The 16,790-nt window shown below is 48.4% G+C and carries 16 protein-coding genes and 1 pseudogene; 15 read left to right on the top strand and 2 right to left on the bottom strand.

Annotated features, from left to right (window positions below):
• Nucleotides 1-3 precede the first annotated feature (3 nt).
• The 13 genes from MKY12_RS15980 (at nucleotide 4) to MKY12_RS15920 (ending at nucleotide 13,804) form a co-directional block, all read left to right on the top strand.
• Complete coding sequence (locus MKY12_RS15980) at nucleotides 4-591, top strand: hypothetical protein (protein ID WP_339314603.1); 588 nt, start codon at nucleotides 4-6, stop codon at nucleotides 589-591.
• Nucleotides 591-2,183 (top strand): hypothetical protein, encoded by a 1,593-nt coding sequence (locus MKY12_RS15975; protein ID WP_339314601.1) that lies wholly within the window; start codon nucleotides 591-593, stop codon nucleotides 2,181-2,183. The genes MKY12_RS15980 and MKY12_RS15975 overlap by 1 nt, the downstream gene beginning before the upstream one ends.
• Before the next feature lie 10 nt (nucleotides 2,184-2,193).
• Complete coding sequence (locus MKY12_RS15970) at nucleotides 2,194-3,813, top strand: phosphodiester glycosidase family protein (protein WP_339314599.1); 1,620 nt, start codon at nucleotides 2,194-2,196, stop codon at nucleotides 3,811-3,813.
• A gap of 12 nt (nucleotides 3,814-3,825) precedes the next feature.
• Entirely contained in the window at nucleotides 3,826-4,104 is a 279-nt protein-coding gene (locus MKY12_RS15965; RefSeq protein ID WP_339314597.1) for a hypothetical protein, read from the top strand.
• A gap of 227 nt (nucleotides 4,105-4,331) precedes the next feature.
• The gene (locus MKY12_RS15960; RefSeq protein ID WP_339314595.1) at nucleotides 4,332-6,044 is read left to right on the top strand and encodes a hypothetical protein; all 1,713 of its coding nucleotides are present in this window, start codon (nucleotides 4,332-4,334) and stop codon (nucleotides 6,042-6,044) included.
• On the top strand, nucleotides 6,005-6,463 hold the full coding sequence (locus MKY12_RS15955; protein ID WP_339314593.1) for a glucosaminidase domain-containing protein: 459 nt from the start codon (nucleotides 6,005-6,007) through the stop codon (nucleotides 6,461-6,463). Before MKY12_RS15960 ends, MKY12_RS15955 begins: the two co-directional genes overlap by 40 nt.
• A gap of 2 nt (nucleotides 6,464-6,465) precedes the next feature.
• Nucleotides 6,466-11,352: a hypothetical protein gene (locus tag MKY12_RS15950; RefSeq protein ID WP_339314591.1), complete on the top strand. Its 4,887-nt coding sequence runs from the start codon at nucleotides 6,466-6,468 to the stop codon at nucleotides 11,350-11,352.
• A gap of 432 nt (nucleotides 11,353-11,784) precedes the next feature.
• Complete coding sequence (locus tag MKY12_RS15945) at nucleotides 11,785-12,153, top strand: hypothetical protein (protein ID WP_339314589.1); 369 nt, start codon at nucleotides 11,785-11,787, stop codon at nucleotides 12,151-12,153.
• Nucleotides 12,086-12,835 carry a M15 family metallopeptidase gene (locus tag MKY12_RS15940; protein ID WP_339314587.1) on the top strand — a complete coding sequence of 250 codons (750 nt, stop codon included), beginning with the start codon at nucleotides 12,086-12,088 and terminating at the stop codon, nucleotides 12,833-12,835. The genes MKY12_RS15945 and MKY12_RS15940 overlap by 68 nt, the downstream gene beginning before the upstream one ends.
• 1 nt (nucleotide 12,836) lies before the next feature.
• On the top strand, nucleotides 12,837-13,112 hold the full coding sequence (locus tag MKY12_RS15935; protein WP_339314585.1) for a holin: 276 nt from the start codon (nucleotides 12,837-12,839) through the stop codon (nucleotides 13,110-13,112).
• A 3-nt stretch (nucleotides 13,113-13,115) separates the two neighbouring features.
• Entirely contained in the window at nucleotides 13,116-13,340 is a 225-nt protein-coding gene (locus MKY12_RS15930; RefSeq protein ID WP_339314583.1) for a hypothetical protein, read from the top strand.
• Nucleotides 13,318-13,491, top strand: a complete 174-nt coding sequence (locus MKY12_RS15925; RefSeq protein WP_339314581.1) for a hypothetical protein — start codon at nucleotides 13,318-13,320, stop codon at nucleotides 13,489-13,491. The genes MKY12_RS15930 and MKY12_RS15925 overlap by 23 nt, the downstream gene beginning before the upstream one ends.
• Nucleotides 13,478-13,804: a hypothetical protein gene (locus MKY12_RS15920; RefSeq protein ID WP_339314579.1), complete on the top strand. Its 327-nt coding sequence runs from the start codon at nucleotides 13,478-13,480 to the stop codon at nucleotides 13,802-13,804. The genes MKY12_RS15925 and MKY12_RS15920 overlap by 14 nt, the downstream gene beginning before the upstream one ends.
• 205 nt (nucleotides 13,805-14,009) lie before the next feature.
• On the opposite strand, the pseudogene MKY12_RS15915 reads toward MKY12_RS15920, so the two are convergent.
• A pseudogene (locus MKY12_RS15915) lies at nucleotides 14,010-14,369 on the bottom strand (alpha/beta hydrolase); the annotation flags it as partial.
• A gap of 136 nt (nucleotides 14,370-14,505) precedes the next feature.
• Here MKY12_RS15915 and MKY12_RS15910 point away from each other — a divergent pair.
• Nucleotides 14,506-15,042, top strand: coding sequence for a sigma-70 family RNA polymerase sigma factor (locus tag MKY12_RS15910; RefSeq protein ID WP_051478105.1), 537 nt, complete (start codon nucleotides 14,506-14,508; stop codon nucleotides 15,040-15,042).
• Nucleotides 15,039-16,415 carry a DUF4179 domain-containing protein gene (locus MKY12_RS15905; RefSeq protein ID WP_339314577.1) on the top strand — a complete coding sequence of 459 codons (1,377 nt, stop codon included), beginning with the start codon at nucleotides 15,039-15,041 and terminating at the stop codon, nucleotides 16,413-16,415. Before MKY12_RS15910 ends, MKY12_RS15905 begins: the two co-directional genes overlap by 4 nt.
• A 4-nt stretch (nucleotides 16,416-16,419) precedes the next feature.
• On the opposite strand, the gene MKY12_RS15900 is transcribed toward MKY12_RS15905, so the two are convergent.
• A complete protein-coding gene (locus MKY12_RS15900) occupies nucleotides 16,420-16,740 on the bottom strand; it encodes a hypothetical protein (RefSeq protein ID WP_339257258.1) in 321 nt (106 codons plus the stop codon).
• Between the last annotated feature and the right edge of the window lie 50 nt (nucleotides 16,741-16,790).

Genomic DNA, 16,790 nt, shown 5'->3' with positions numbered 1-16,790 from the left:
CATATGGGGCGCAGCACAGTGAGTCAATTGATTGCACGAGGCAAGGCAGAGAACGGGTATAACAACAGCGGGATTGACCGGGATGACGCCTGGGTGGACTTTTTCAACGATGCCCTGGGGGATCTGGTCGATGATCTGCAGCTAAGGGTCCCGTTATCACTCACCTATGATGGATCAACCCGGCAGATCGTCCTTCCTTCGGACTTTTACGGCTTTGCTGAGCTGTATGATCAGTTTGGATGTCCTGTGCGAGAGCGCCCCGATTATGGTTCAGACCTGTATTGGTGGCCGGAGGGATATTTTATCTTGGACATCGGTGGGAATAAGGTCGTTGACCTGTACCGGTACACCTCAGCCCAATCATTTCAAGGGTTGTACATCCGGTATCCAGCGTACATACCGTACACCACGGTAGGACTGGAGAGTTTCCCGGAGGTTCCAACGGTGGGCGAGAAGGCATTAATCTTCTACGCGATCGGCAAAGCACTACGGAACAATAACCAAATGGGTCAAGCGCAGGAATACGAACGCCTTTACGAACTGGAACGCAAGAAGATCCGCAACGCCACAGCGAGAGCGAGGGGATACTGATGGGACGTTTGGACATATCCGGAAGCCCCACGGTTGAACTGGAGATACCGGCATTCGGTGGGCTCAACACGGCGAAGACCTTCAGCGAAATTGAAATGTCAGAATCGCCACGCATGCTTAATAACCTACCGGGAAAAATCGGCGGGTTAGCCAAAAGAGCAGGCAGCGTGCCCTTAACAACTACTGCCATAGGATCTATACCCACCCTAGCCAACCTACGCAAAGCTGGGAACAACACCATCCTTGCAGGCAGCGGGAACACTCTTTACAAATACAATGCCGGTGCATGGACCGCACAGACCATGACAGCCGCGCTGAATAGTGCCGCGTTTGACTGGGCACAGTTTCGCGATGCCACAGCGCAAGAGGTACTGATGATCGCGGACGGAACCGCACTGAAATACTACAACGGCACAGAGGTCAAGAACGTCACTCCGGCACCCGATGATACAACGCCTACAGATGCACCAGCTAACGTCTTAGCAGCCCGCAACCCTATCGGCGTATTGGTCCACAACAACCGGTTGGTAATCTGGGAGGCCAACAGCGACACCCTATTCAACAGCAAGGTGGGATTCTTCGACTACTTCCGGCAGACGGACTTTCAACGGTTCGTCCGGCAAAATGACTATATTCAGACCTGCGTGACCTATGCAGGCGCACTGCTGGTATTCATGAGGTATAACATCGGCGTACGGTTTGGTGATGGCTACAGCGCAACACCAACCGCAGACGATTGGTCGCAGGACTTCGTAGACACCTCAGACGGCTGCGTAAACCCTCGCAGCGTTCAACTGGTCGTTTATCCAGATGGGCGAGAAGAGGTATTCTACCAGAGCGACAAGGGCGTACACGCAGTGTATACCATTGACACCTTGTCTCTTGATACATCAGCCCGTTACTCTACCCGGAGTGTCACAAAAAATCAGATTGATTTCAAGGCGCTAGGGTTGACCAAGGCAGAGTGGCATGCGGCATCATCGTATTTCTACGACCAGCGGTACTGGCTCATATACAAAAAGGCGGGAGTTTATCACGGACTTGTCTTTGACGCCAACACCAGCCAGTGGTATCCGGTGGACAACATCAAGGCACAAGCATTTCTCAATGATGAAGATTACCTATATTTCGCTGCTGAAGACGGGCACCTGAAGATATTTGATGATGAGCTCACCGATGATTGGAACGATGCTGCCAAAACATCCGGAACACCGATCAACTGGTACTGGCATTCCAAACTGATGACGCCGAAGCTCACAGGGTTTGACCACTTCTGGGATATCCTGCTGATCGAGGCCCGGCAGCTATACGGAACGTCCACCATAGACGTAGAAGTCAACACGTACCGGTCCAGGTATCAGGTTACAGGGGCGATTAAGACGGAGATCATGATTGTAGGCGTGTCCCGTATCGGCGAGGCGCAGATTGCAAACCAGAACCTGACCGACTTTGTGAACAACGCCAAACGCCTCCGCACCTGTGATAACGGCCTACGTGGTCAATACGCTCAGATCAAACTATCCAATCCCCGCAGTGAAAAGGTTGAAATATACAACATTAAGTACGAAGTACGCATGATGACAAAGTATTAGGGGGTGCAGTATGGCTCAGATTGATAAAGTTCAACTACAGTCCTATTATCAGAATCCAGGTGACATCTACAGTGACACAGACTCAGAATCGGTATCCGAACTTATAGCAGATCAACATAATGAGTCTGATGCACGTTTAACTGCAGCAATTGCGAATGCAGTAGCTCCGGGGGCTGTGGATACGGCGAAACTAGCAAATCGGTCAGTAACCCGGCCAAAGATCGGAGTCGGCGCGGTTGGTTCAACTGAGCTTGATCCAGCCCTATTACAGAACTTCGGGGACATTGCGGTGCAAGCAAAGTTTGTACAGGTTGATGCGCAGTTGGCGGATAAGACGAACCTTGAAGGATACCAGTATACCGAAATAACTACGACAGAATACGGAGCGCATAACACCACCTACTTTATCACGCGGATACCAAATACAGATTCTGAGGGACAACTCATCCGGCTGGAGCATGGGATAGCTTTAGACAATATGGCGGGGTATAGCTTGGAGACGGCTCGGTCATTTGCCAATCGTCACCGGGCAACAATTGCGGTTAATGCAGGTATCTTCAACACCAGCACCGGGGCGCTGCAAGGTACATCTATTATCAATGGCACAATTGTTAATAAAGAAAGCTCCGTGTTCTGGCGGTTAGGTATCAAAGCAGATAATACCCTTGTACTATTCCAGCCATCAGCAACAGCTCAAGACATCATCGATGCAGGCTGTCCGAATTGTATTAGTGCCTTTTACCCTCTGATTATTAACGGGGCTAGTGTAGGCACTGACATTTCCTCCTTGATCGACAACTGGGCTGATCCTTATCCTCGCCAGATCATTGCACAGATCTCTTCAACAAAAGAGATATTGATCTTCAGTTGTAACGGTAAAGGGGTTGGCGGCAATGTGGGACTCACTTACCCACAATGCATTGAAATCCTTCTTGCACAGGGCGCCACTCTCGCTTATGCGCTGGATGGCGGCGGTAGTGTGTCTACCGTAAAGAGCAGTGTTCTTGTTAATCAAGCTACAGACAACCGGGGATATACAGAGCGGAGTGTTGCTGACTTTCTCTATGTGACGAAAAATCACCCTGCCAACTTTACAGATACACTCAATAAAGAGTTGGGCAAAATATATAAGGCACTTGCTGACCAAAAATTAATGATGGCTGACACCACGAATCTAACCTACGATTACCTGATCTTCGAGAACATCCTTAACGGTACTCTTGGCGGTATTACTATGCGGGCCGACGGGGTCAACAAGACTAAACTTTATCTGCAATTGGCTGCATTGAGATACTACAACTATGTCACGGGTAAAAATACGGTTGAGTTTAATGACACCTTTAAGCCGGGAAGATTTAAGATGAACGAGCTAACTTATTACGCACCCCCAGACAACATCACTTCATCTAATGCCCAGGCCGTTACCAACCTGAATGACATCAAGGAGAGAAATGAGCTGTTTGTTATCGCGGCCAATGTTTCTAATACTCCAGGAGTAGGAGACGGTATATGCGTTACTCGCTACTTCTCGTCAAGTTCCTGCGTCCAGGAGTACCGTCCCATCAACGGAGGGACATACAAAAAAAGATGGTTCTTAGGCGGGTCATGGGGCGCATGGACTGACATATAGGGAGGATTAGAAATGGCACTAACAATGAAGATTCAATCAAGTATGGGGCTTGAAATTCCAGAGGCTTATATCAAAATTGACAGCCTGTCAGGTAATAAGAACATGCTCCAAATCAATGTAAAAACCTATGTATCGCAGACGGCAGCGCAGGAGGATAGGGTCCCCGTGGAGGATACGTATAAGTCATTTACGCCTTCGGTTGAAGAGGATGCAAAGAATTTCATTAAGCAGGGTTATGAGTTTTTAAAGAGTCTTCCCGAGTATGACGGCGCTATTGATATCCTTGAATAGTAGGATCAAACTGCGCACCACCAGCCCTCACTAGAGGGCTATTTGCTTTTGAAAGGAGGCCTCACATGTCCACAAGACTTGAAGAAATCCAAGCGGCCGTTAGGGCCAAACAGCAAGCCGGTCAGCCTGTATTTAGCACACCAGTCGATGCGCCCAAAATGCCTACTGTAACCGGTACAGTGACACCGCCGCCAACAACGTCCACTATTAGCCCAGGCCTACCACCGGTGACCAATACAAACTATTCTTCTGGTGGCACATCGGCCAAAACTACTTACACCGCGCCCCCGGCAGCGCCCACCACGAACTATGGCGGCACGGGAAACGCACTGAATGAGATCCTGTACAGCAAGAAGCAGTACGATGCCGGGAACAAGGGATGGGCCGCCCAGAACGCACAGCAGTACTATTCCCAGCTTGATCCGAGCGAATCCGCAGCAGTGAGCAAAATGAACACGCAGCAGCTGACAGACTACATTAACAGCAAGAACCAACCAGCAGCAAATACAGGTGGAGATACAGCGGCGCCCGTTCCTAACATTCCTAACTACGGCATGAACACCGGATTTGTGCCGGCCGCACCTGCTCAAGCACCGGACTACACAAATATCATGGACACCATCCGTAACAGCTACATGTCAGACATCAAATCGCAGTCCCTATCCATCCAGCAGGCGCTTGACAAGGCGATTGCAGCGTCTCAGCTCAACGTCAACCAGAACAACAACCAACTGCAGGAGCATATCCGGGGGCTCACCAACCAGAAGGCGCAGCTTGACGATGCCGCCCAGCAGTTGCAGAACCGCCGTGGTGGCTTCTACTCAGGCGGGTTAGACTATCAACTTAGCGGCATTAACAAGAACACCCAGCAAGCCACCAGCGATGCACAGAGGGACGTAGCGACCCGTAACGATGCCATCTATGCCAACAACTCCCTGCTAGCCCAGCAAGCCGCAGACACCATCAAGCAACTGGAGACGGCAGCACCGGATAAGATTCGCGAGTTGATCCGTCAGGCCATTAATGATGAGCGTAGCTTCGGCCTGCAAGAGGGAGCACTGACAGGCTCTTACAACGGGAATCCGACTCTTGCCGCCCAGCAGTTCCAGTGGGGCCAGCAGGTGGATAGTGCGAACCTTACAGGTCAGTTTAATGGGCAGAAGACACTCGCCGGGCAGCAGCAGGCGTGGAACCAGCAGCAGGACACTATCAATAACAACGCCCAGTATGGCGGCACGTACAACGGCAACAAGACCGTGCAGCAGCAACAGCAAGAGTGGCAGAACCGGTTCAATTACGGGCAGACTATCGGCCAGTTCCAGAATGGGCAGCAGACGCTGGATGCGAAAAATCAGGCGTTTAACCAAAATGTCACCATGGCGCAGCTTACCGGATACCTGCCCGATGGCACGCCTACAAGCGCCCAACAGCAGCAGAACCTTGCTAACCTCTGGAATGTGGCAGATGCTACCGGCGTGATTCCGGACTCTCTAGCAACTATGTACGGGCTTCCTAAAGGCACACAGACCCAAGCGGCCTTCCAGTTTGCACAGCAGCTTGCGATCAGCCGCCAGAATGCGAATACATCCAGTAATAGCAATGCCAATAGCAACGCGAATGCTCAGTTTAATCAGCTGATGGATGTGTGGAAAGCCACGGGCACGGCTCCGGCAGGGCTTGAAGCATATGGAGTAAGTCAAGGCGCAGCATATACAACAGGAGCAGCAGCGAAGGCCGCAGAACCTAAAGTTTATGAGGACTACCAAGCCAATATTGACAAAGTTGCCCAGCGCGACAAGAAGGGCAATATAACTAATCCTGAAGCGGTGAAGAAATACATTTCCGGTTCTCCGATGTCGAATTATGAAAAATACAGAGCTTGGATAGCAAGTGGGTTAGAATGGCCTTCAAACGTGGAGATTCCTTCGCCGGGGGAGTAATAAGCCCTACGGCTTCGGCTAGTGGGGCTAAACTAAATAGTAATCTGGGCGGTGCCCTCAAAAATACTGGTGATATTTTCGCTTCAGTCGGTGCTAAATATGGCATAGATCCTGCACTATTGGCAGCTATAGCAGTACATGAAACTGGTAACGGAACCAGTAATGCCGTGAGAAATAAAAATAATGTCGGCGGAATGATGGGAAAGAACGGATTAATGACGTTTGATAGCATCGAGCAGGGAATTGACAAAATGGCATCCAACCTGAAGCGAAATTACTTTGATAAAGGATTGACTACCATTGAGCAGATTCAGAGGAAATATGCTCCAATAGGGGTGGAGAATGATGCTAAAACCAATGTTAATCAGTATTGGGTCAGTGGAGTAAGCAAGTACTACAAGCAGTTTGGAGGCGGTTAAGGATGGCGAAACAATCAGCAAATGATTTCTTCAAAAGCATGAGAGGCTCAAACTCAACCGCAACCGAAAGCGCGGATGATTTCTTTGAGAAGATCCGCACCGGGCAGCGTGAGGAGATTAATACCCAAGGATCACAGATTCTGAAGGATACACTGCAAAGTGTGGGGATCTCTCAGCCTACGCCGTCCCTAATCACTCCACAATCCAAAGACGTCACTCCTTATGCTGTAGACTTCAAAGCCGATCAAACTGCGAAAAAGTCCCAAACAAAGCCTAAAACGAATTTTGAACAAAACTTTGGAGACATCCTGCCATCTGCTTCATCGGTCAATACCATGGAGACACCGATCCAGACAAATTTGAAAGGGAAAGTACCGGCAGCAGAGCTCTTTCGACAGACTGCAGGTGGACCGGAGAACGCCTCACAGATTCCAGGGATTTCACAGTATGAGATCAATAAAAAGGAGATTGAAGAGGACACCGCGCCGGAAGCAGTCAAAGCTTATGCGAAGATTATGAACTACATCACATACGGAAATCCATACGGTTTAGCGTTTTCGCGTGCATTTGCAGGGAATTCCGGTGCAGCCCGTAGAGACACAACCCAATTCCCTGTCATCGACAAGGTGACAGATGCTATAAACGACTTTATTACGCCTATTCTCGTCCCTTCTGGCGCACCGATTAATACAGGACCCAATGTTGGTGCATACAATGTAGCAGGAAAGGCTTTATCTAACAAACCAGGACAGGCCGTCATAAATACGATTGCAAAAGGAATTGAAAAGGTTGTGCCTCGGGTAAACCCTAGCACTGCGCAGAACATTGCTAGACAGGGTCTTACGGAGACCATAGCAGGTCCACTACAAGGCGTAGGCGTGGGATTGCTGAATCAACAGGACAGTAATGAGGAAATTATGCGTAACGCCCTCTATGGGGTTGCTGGAGGTGCTGTGCTTGGTTTTGGAGGAGCGGCGGCAGGTGAAGCACTGGCGCCTATACTTAACAGGTTCAGAAAAAGCGGCATTCCTGAAAATGAGATTGCGGAGATTGCCCCAGAGCTTCTCGCACTGCCTGAAGCTAATCCAAGAACAGTACGGAAACAGTTGGCTGGAGAGATCAAGACGTCATCATCTACCGATTCAATTGTTACACCATACACCCCACAGCTAAATGCAGCATCGCCAGAGACTCAGGCAGCTTCTGCGGCTCGACAGGCATCCCAATCCTTTGACCCGGTTGAGCTTAACACTAGATATGCGCAAGAAGTCATCGACGAATATAAGCGTTTGAAGGACACAAATGCCAAGAAAATCAGTAATAAGAGGCTATATGATCAGGCCCGACAAAACGTGGATGCCAGCCGGCCAACAGATACACAGTTAACCACTCAGAAGCTGAAAGACACCCGGGTGAATGGGGATTCCTATTACGCAGGCGATCCTACTATTAGAAGCACTGAAATGACGCGAGAGCAGCAACTGATGAATAAGGTTAACGCCAAGCAACCATTAACCCAGGAGGACATTGATTTTGCATTAGGACCGGAATGGGACAATAACAAGCTATTCCCGGAATCAACACCGACCGAGTCCACTTATATGAAGCCACGTAAAGATATTAGGACTAATGAAGAATTGATGATGGCTAATGAAAAATACAGAGTTCGTAACGCCATTTCTGACCTGGAAAACAATCTTGCAGAGGGTAAAATAAGCAAGAGCTATTTCGATGAAAGAGTCAATGAACTTGGCACTGGATTAGAACGAGCATATGAGGCTACTGTAGTAGTAAACCCAACCAATAAACCCTCTGCTAAACCTGTTGCCGCAGCTAATTCAACAAAAAAAATAAACACTACAGTTAATAATAAAGGCGCAGCAGGCGAGAGACGGTTCGCTCAAACACTTAGAAACTCTGGAAAAGTTCCTGAAGCCGTCCAAAGAATGAACACCAAATACAATCCGATTTCTAATGAGGGAACATTAGCACAAGCGAACAAACGCATAGATAGAAACATGGACACAGCAACAAAATACGTCCTGCGCGAAAAGGTGGGCGCCACGGCAGAGAGTGTGACTACAGCACAGAGACTAATCCAGGAGTACACCAAAGCAGGAGACCACGAAACTGCCGCGCTGATTGCAGAGAAAGCGGCATCTGACCTTACTAACGCCGGACAGACCATTCAAGCTGCGAGCATGTGGGACAGACTATCGCCAGAGGGGATGTTACTGAGAGTACAAAGAGAGATTTCTAAAGTTAATGAAACCTTGGGCCCAGCGGAAGAAAAAATATCTCTTTCAGCAGAAGATGCAGCTAAAATCACCAATAAGGGAGAGCAATTGCAGGGCGTTCAGAAGGTCCGAGATATTTCACAGGAAGTATTGGATATGGTCAGCAGCAAAAAGCCCGGAGAATTACTTACTGCAGACGAAAAAAAGTTGATATCTGATTTTGAAAAGCAGGTCAAATCAGTTAACAGCTCTGTTAAACCATTCCTTAAGACAGCCCGCCAGGACGCAGAAAAGATTGCAAAAATCAAACCAGAGAACCGGACTCGTGACCAAGTGGTTCAATACCTTGATCAAAAGGCTGCGGAAGCGCAAGCTCGAATTGCTAAACGCCGAAACATTGGCATTGCTGCTCAAGCAAACAACCCTGTTGTCGATTACTCTATTATTGCAGCTGCTAAAATCGCTCGTGGTGTTAGAACATTCTCAGATCTGACAGAAGAAATGATCAAGACTGTGGGACAAGGCTATAGTAAATACGCCGATGAGGTGTTTACGAAGGCGACCCAACGATTTAGACGGGAAAATGGGCTACCTACGACTACTGAACTTGAAAGAGTTATCCGTAATGCTTCTAAAGATTTTGACGAAGAATCAAAGAATGCCCTTCGCCGGATGGCTGCAGAAATTGGATACTATACAGATGAGAATCTGAAGCGTGAACTTACTCAGGACTTGCAGCAAATTATGAAAACATATGGACGGTCAACTCTTGGAGAAAAGATTGCTGGTATTCAGACGGCTGGGCAACTGCTTAGTGTTCCTACGTTCCTTCGTAACACTCTGGGTAACGCTGGGCAGTTTGGTTTAGAAAAAGTTAATAAAGTATCGGCTGTTCCGATTGACTGGGCTCTGTCTAAATTCACAGGGAATAGGACAATTAAGTTCTTACCAAAGAATCAGGAAAAACTTTGGAAAAACTTCGCATCAGGAACTAATTCAGGGTGGAGAGAAGTTAATTCTATGGGCACGCTGGATAGTTACAATGTGAAGCCAAATGTTTTCAGCGACAAAAACCCACTTAAGTATTTAACGAAGCTTACAGGAGCTTCGCTTCAAGGGATGGACTACGCTGCATACAGAGCAGCTTATGGTGATGTGATGGCGACCTATGCAGAACAGTTAGGCAGAGCGCAAGGGATGACGAAAAAACAGATTAAGGCGAATATGCCGGAGTTACTTTCCCGGTTAGATGAAAATATTATGTCAATCGCTGACCAAGCTGGATTATATGCAACATATCAAGATGAAACACTACTCTCAAGAGCAGCCCAGGGAACAAAGAAAGCCTTAAATGCTACTTCAGATAAGGTGTTTAAGGCCGCAGTAGAAAAGGGCTTAATCCCCCGGTCCTTCTCACTTGAGGGTTTTGGCTTGGGAGACATTGTGCTTAAATACGCAAAAACCCCTGCGAACCTAGTAATGAGAGGTATCGATTACTCTCCTCTTGGTTTCATTCGAGCGATCGGTGAATTTATACCATTGCTTAAAAATGGAGGCAAGAATTTCAATCAGTATAATGCGACTCGCGCAATTTCAAGGGCGATTACCGGTACAATTGGCCTTACTTCAGTTGGTTATGCGATGGCTGACGTGGGGCTGTTAACCGGAGCTGCGAGCAGTGATGCAGATAAACGTTCTATTGAAGAGCAATCGGGACAGGGGGCGTATAAAGCTAATCTATCCGGGATATACCGCTGGATTATGAGCGGATTTGATAAGGAGGAGGCTAAATTTAGAAAAGGGGATAGAATGATTGATTATGCTTGGCTCCAGCCGGCTGCAATCTCGCTAGGAATGGGTGTTAATTTCCGGGAAGCCCAGAATGCGAAAAAACCCGGAGAACGGATAAGTAACGTTGAACTTGCGAAACGCTCTATTGTTGGTGGTCTTCGCACAGTGCTTGAAAATCCTATGGTAACAGGTTTATCGGACGTGGTTGGCGGTGTTAGCGATCTGATCACAAGACAGGATACAAAGAAACTGACTGGTATTGTAAAAGGCATCCCTTCATCCTTTGTTCCGGCTATATTCGGTCAAGCAAGAAATGTCGTAGACAACAAGCAAAGAGTCACTTATGATAAAAATGTATTGAAAGAAATGCTGAATTTAGTTAAAAACAGAACCCCTGGGTTATCAAAACAGTTGCCGGTTTCTTATGATTCTTTGGGCAACGAACGTCAGCGGATTCAAGGTGGAAGAGAGAAATCAATCGGTCAATACCTCAATAGTTTCCTTAATCCAACCAGACTCACGACTTACAATGTTTCGCCTGAAGCAAAAGTCATTCTGCAAATTCTGAATGATTCTAATGACTCAAGCGTTCTGCCTCGTGTCATACAGAAATATGTTGATTTCACCAATGAACAAGGACGCAAGGAGAGGTATCCTCTTAGTAAAGAGGAGTATTCAGATCTACAGAGAAAAACGGGCCAGCGAGTATTGGAAGAAATTCAATATGAACAAGATTACCTGTCAGATACATCCGTAGATATTGAAGATCGTGCTGCTGTATTAAAAAACATCATTCAAGATGTAGGGGCTGAAATTCGCGATGAATTTCGTGAGGAAAAGGGGTTAAACGATAGTGAATAAAATCATCAAAATGCTTAGAAATCCGAAAAACGGCGGCAGAAATTTGAGTAATGCTGAAATCGTTTATGGGGGAATCGTCTTAATCCTAGTAGTGTACATGATTGTAGACTCTGCGGTTAATGGTTACGTTTCGTATAACCCCGGATTTTGGTGATAATTTTGTCCTACATGTTACTTAAGGGGGAGTAATAGTGGAATCAAACTTAATAAACTTTCTATTAGAGAAGGGCTCCTATGGGGCCCTTTTTATCGTGCTATTTATCTATGTCATGCGGTCCACAGACACCAGGGAGAAGGCAGCACAGAAACGGGAAGACGAGAGAGACAAACTATCCCAGAGACGCGAAGAGACGCTGCAGCAGATCATCAACAAGTTTGCTGACAACATCATCCCCGCAATCAAGCAGATCGATGAGCGAATGGAGGATATGAATGAAGCTCACAAGAGTCTTAAAATGGTCGATTGCCGGGATTGTCCTCTGCTACGGGATTATCACAGTAGCTCAAACCTTGGACTATTTGACAAGGCAGAGCGCTTATATCCAGCAACGCGACAGAATGCACCAGCGGGTTGAGGCGGGCCAAGACATCACCGAATCCAAGAAGATAACCGCATACTTGCAGGGCCGGGCAACTCGCGGACTAACCGCGATGAAGAGCTCGGCTCTTTATTTTTCCGCCGGCACCGGAATATTGATTGCAGCCTATTGGCTACTCAAAAAGGAGGATTCACATGTTAACCCTGGATCAAGTACAGAAAAAGTCATTATCACGGCTGAACGGATTACACCCGGCAGTTAAAGCGGCTACAACAGCCCTCATCGAACGATCATACGCCCGTGGTGTGCCGATCATCATCACGCAGGGATTGCGTACCAAGGCCGAGCAGAACGCCTATTACGCCAAAGGGAGAACACAGCAGCAGCTTGATGCGGCGGGCTTGTCACACGTGAAGGCACAACCAAAGGAAGACCGAGTAACCAACGCCATTGGGGGTACCAGCAATCACAATTACGGTCTTGCCATTGACTTCGCCCTGTTGCTGCCTAATGGGTCCAGCGTTTCCTATGACATGATCCGGGATGGTGACGGCGATAAGGTGAAGGACTGGGACGAAGTGGTGCAGGAAGCGAAGGCACTGGGCTTTAAATGGGGCGGTGACTTCACCAGCATTTTTGATGGACCGCACTTTGAAATGACCTTCGGTCTCGGCATCAAGGATCTGCAGGCCGGAGCCCAGCCCACGGAGACACAGACTGCAGTAGCGCTGGCAAGAATCGAACGATACATGAAGGAGGCGGAAGATGTGAAGGTAGATAAGGCGGCTACAGTGGTCAACGGGAACCGGCTAAGCGCAGACAGTGTTCTGATTGAAGGACGGGTGTACGCGCCCCTGGCAGCCATTGGAGAGGCTATCGGGGCTAAGGTGGAGTGGAACAACGTGACAAAGACGGCGACCATTACAATGAAGGGAGCGAAGTAACATGAACGACATGCTTGCACAAGTCATGACCTTTGCTAGTGTGCTGTCAGTATTTGTGCTGGCTTTGGTCCAGCTCGTTAAGACCAGTATCAACATCAAACGTAACCTGCTGCCGGTGATTGGCCTGTTCATTGGGATGTTCGTGGGCGCCGTTGGGTTCCTGTTCACGGACCTTGACCTAATCCCCCGGCTCTGGGCTGGGGCGCTGGCCGGACTATCCTCAACCGGACTGTTCGAGTTGGCCTTCAAAGACCGTCCAGGAAGCACAAAGGAATAGCCTATGGACGTTAGCGGGCTGACAGCGTTCTACACCGGATCCCCGTGGTATGTTGTGCTGCCGGTGATCCTGACCATCGCCCTACTGTTCTATGTCCGCCAAAACAGCCAGCTACGGAAGGCACTGGACCAGCGGGCGGACGAAGTGAACAAAGAACGTGAGCAACTGCTGAACCTGCTTCTAACGAAGAAGGAGGACGGCACACATGAAAATACTCCGCATGTTTAGAGCACGCCGGCAACTGGATCGCCTGGAGCACGCCGCCAACCAATACAAAGAGGTCCGCAAAGCAGCCGAGAACAATGACATCCGGCGCTTATTGGACCTCAAACAATCAGGATATGGCAGAAAGGGGGCTGACCCACATGCAAATCGTTGACCTTACGTTGGTCGCTCTGGAGCTGATTGCAGCCTTTACGTTTGGTCGGTACGTATTCCGTTACCGTAAGTATTTCATCGGCAAGGGGCCCCTGCGTACCCGTAACCTTTACCTGCGTAGCGTATGGATCACCTACAGCGCCGTAGCTATCATCTGCATTAATCTGGTGTGGGGCCGGCTAAATATCGTCTTTGGATACAACGTAGATAGCCTGTCCAATACAATCCGTGAGTTTGTGCTGATCCTGACGCTGGTGCATCTGGTGTTTGCCGGACTCACACACAAGGACTTGTGGGATAATAACGAGGAATGATAAAATAGTCATTCGAAGGATTTATATTGCGTGTCCATTCGAAGCCTCTGCCCAGTGCAGGGGCTCTTCTATTTTAATCACAATAAAATCACAATTTATAAAAAGGATACATAAGTAAGCTGAATTAAAATCACTCAACTATGTCCACGAGCGGATAAAAAAAGGACTTAACGGAGCTATAAAAAGCTCTGAAAAGTCCATTACAGTATTCCGGGAATACCACGGCGGCGCCCGTACCCACAGTCAGCTCGCGGATGAGCCGGTCATGCGTGTGACTGTTGCCGAAAACCCAGCCTGCTCCATGGATGTAGAGAATGACCGGCAAGGAAGTGCCGGAGGTGCCTACCGGACGGACAATGCGGACCTTCACTTCACCGCCGGGGCCGCCGGTTACGGTCAGATCCTGAAGATCTGCCTCGGGTTTTTCGATATCGCCAGCTTGGACGGTGTTGACCGTTTCGCGGCCTTTTTCCGGACCCAGATCGGGCAGGAAAGGAGGCTTGGCATTATCATCGGCGAATTTCTGAGCTGCAGGTTCAAGAATAACTCTTTTATGATCAGACATAGGTTACAGTCTCCTTCTTCTAGCAGATTAGGTCATGCTCTCCTCATCCATAACCGCCCGACAAGTTTCTGAAACGTAAAGCGAACGGATCGCCCGGGTCAAAGCGTATATCAAGTAGAGAAAGGGGGAGCGATCGTTGAAGGATTATCCCATCACAGAACAACAGGCCAAGGACATGTTTGAAGCACACTCCGCTTATATTTATGGCATTGCCCTTATGATGACCAAGCAGCGGGTGCTGGCCGATGATATTACCCAGGAGACGTTTCTGCGTGCCTTTGCAAAATATCATTTATATGATCCCTCCAGGCCGCTTCGGCCTTGGCTGTACCGGATTGCCGTCAATACGTCCCGTAATCTGTTACGCAGGAAGACCTGGATACAACTGCTGGCGGGCGTTCCTATAGAGGGAAAAGAGCATTCCGCCGAGAGCATCGCTCTGCATAGTGAGAATCAGCTGGAATTATGGCAGGCGGTCAGCCATCTGTCCGCGAAGCTGCGAGAAGTGATCTCCCTGCACTATTATGCCGGATTATCGCTTCCCGAAACCGCAGAGGTATTAAGTATTCCGCTGGGAACCTGCAAATCCAGGCTTCATGCGGCACTGCGCAAGCTGAGAGAATGCGGCGAACTTGACCCCGGTGTGCTGATGATGAAGGAGGGGCTTAAATGACGACAGCTAAGGACAGGCTGGATGTTGAATCCGAAGTATTATCCGCTCATTTACAGAAGGAAGCAGAACACATCATACACAGTATGCCTTCTTCTGTTGATTTTGATCAACTGTGGCAGCTGCATACTGGAGGAGTAGCACAAGATAGAAGGGATAGACGTCAGGCGTCACTGTTCAGGAAGTGGGTCATCGGCGTCACAGCTGCGCTGGCTGTTACAGCCGGATCCATTACCGGAATCGGATTCATCTCGCCCCAGGTTGCAGAGGCGCTGCGCGTCATTCCGTTCTTCGATTATTTGTATGCCAAAGGTGGGGATCGAGAAGAATTGAAGCCCATTGAAGAGAAGCATCTCAGTAATCCGGCAGGTGCACTAATTACCGATAAAGGCATTACCTTCAATCTGGTAGAGGAATACTATGATGGTATTTCATTGGTGATTAATTATGAGGTGACCTACCCATCTTCCTCAGCGCCTATTACCGGCAAGGAAGCGGCAGTCTTCTATAAGCTTAATTTCGAAGGGCATGATCCGCAAAGAATCTCGACCCATGATTTCACGATTACAGGAGATCATACCTTCGTAGGTACAACCCGTCTAAGCTTTGGGGACAAGGATCTGCCGGATCAGCTTAGGCTGAATATGAGTATCGACTGCATAGGGACGACGAGGGGCAACTGGGATGTATCTGTCATGCTGGATAGAGGGAAGAGTGCCGCGCTAAGCACAACGGTCTATCCCAAGAATTTGGATTTCAGGTATGATAACTCACTATATACTGTAGACAAGCTAACATTGGGGCCTTTAACTTCGCAAGTTATTCTGATGAAAAGTTATCCTCATGATTGGCTTAATGTAATGCTTGAAGATGATATTGGAACCTTGTATATGAATAAAGGAGGAGATGGAGCTACTGATGAGTATTATTATTTCAACTTCTCACCGCTTACAGTGTTTAATCCCAAACCGGAATATATGACACTGATCGTCTATGAGACACTAGAAAATGCGCAGATTAAATCACATGAAGATCTTCAACGCTTAAGTGGTTCGCTCCCGCTGACTCTAAAGGGGAATGAGGGAGGAACGGTTACGGTTACGGCAGTTGATTTTGAGGAAAAGCAGACGGTTGTATATTACGAGGTCAGTCAGGTGATGAGCCAGTTAACTGAGCTAACCTTACTGCAAGGACAAGGTGAGCCGATCACACAAACAGGACAGCGGGTTCGGATTAGCCGGGACAAACTGGCATTTAAACTGATTTTCCCGCCCGTGCAGCCTTCAGATCAGCTTGAGATTAGGGCCCGGTACTTCTCCTATCCAGAGGATATACAGCAATTCCGTCTGCGGATTCCGGTTCAGTGGACCAAATAGTTGCTTAACTACAACGCTTATAAAAGAAAGGCCGCGCCTGTCCTGTTATGGATGGCGTGGCCTGTTTGCGGTTGTAGAGGAATTTTACGAACACAATGGGCAGTGCGGAGGCGTGCAGGCCAAAGGGCTGGAAGCACAGCCCACAGGTTATTTTGTTTAATGCACTTAAAGAAATAACGAAAAGCAAAAAGAAGCGGAGGGGAAAATTGGAACTGGAGGAGCGAATGCGTCCGCCTGAAAGCTTTCCGTAGGAAAGCTCGCTATCTACAGCATAGGCTTGGTTTGGATTTCTACCGCGAAGAGCGGTTATAATCAGGAAATCCAAATACAACAGCGGCCGGAGGGCCAAATGTTCACCGCAGCGACGACCAAGCT

The sequence above is a fragment of the Paenibacillus sp. FSL M7-0896 genome (assembly GCF_037975415.1).
In the GTDB taxonomy this organism is placed as follows: domain Bacteria; phylum Bacillota; class Bacilli; order Paenibacillales; family Paenibacillaceae; genus Paenibacillus_AQ; species Paenibacillus_AQ silagei.
The sequence above is the reverse complement of the archived record's forward strand: the minus strand, read 5'-3'. Positions and strand labels throughout refer to the sequence as shown.

Coding starts and splice junctions, on each gene's coding strand:
- MKY12_RS15940 (WP_339314587.1), top strand. CDS start 12,086: ATGTTAACCCTGGATCAAGTACAGAAAAAGTCATTATCACGGCTGAAC.
- MKY12_RS15945 (WP_339314589.1), top strand. CDS start 11,785: ATGAAGCTCACAAGAGTCTTAAAATGGTCGATTGCCGGGATTGTCCTC.
- MKY12_RS15965 (WP_339314597.1), top strand. CDS start 3,826: ATGGCACTAACAATGAAGATTCAATCAAGTATGGGGCTTGAAATTCCA.
- MKY12_RS15905 (WP_339314577.1), top strand. CDS start 15,039: ATGACGACAGCTAAGGACAGGCTGGATGTTGAATCCGAAGTATTATCC.
- MKY12_RS15970 (WP_339314599.1), top strand. CDS start 2,194: ATGGCTCAGATTGATAAAGTTCAACTACAGTCCTATTATCAGAATCCA.
- MKY12_RS15980 (WP_339314603.1), top strand. CDS start 4: ATGGGGCGCAGCACAGTGAGTCAATTGATTGCACGAGGCAAGGCAGAG.
- MKY12_RS15925 (WP_339314581.1), top strand. CDS start 13,318: ATGAAAATACTCCGCATGTTTAGAGCACGCCGGCAACTGGATCGCCTG.
- MKY12_RS15975 (WP_339314601.1), top strand. CDS start 591: ATGGGACGTTTGGACATATCCGGAAGCCCCACGGTTGAACTGGAGATA.
- MKY12_RS15950 (WP_339314591.1), top strand. CDS start 6,466: ATGGCGAAACAATCAGCAAATGATTTCTTCAAAAGCATGAGAGGCTCA.
- MKY12_RS15955 (WP_339314593.1), top strand. CDS start 6,005: ATGGCCTTCAAACGTGGAGATTCCTTCGCCGGGGGAGTAATAAGCCCT.
- MKY12_RS15930 (WP_339314583.1), top strand. CDS start 13,116: ATGGACGTTAGCGGGCTGACAGCGTTCTACACCGGATCCCCGTGGTAT.
- MKY12_RS15920 (WP_339314579.1), top strand. CDS start 13,478: ATGCAAATCGTTGACCTTACGTTGGTCGCTCTGGAGCTGATTGCAGCC.
- MKY12_RS15935 (WP_339314585.1), top strand. CDS start 12,837: ATGAACGACATGCTTGCACAAGTCATGACCTTTGCTAGTGTGCTGTCA.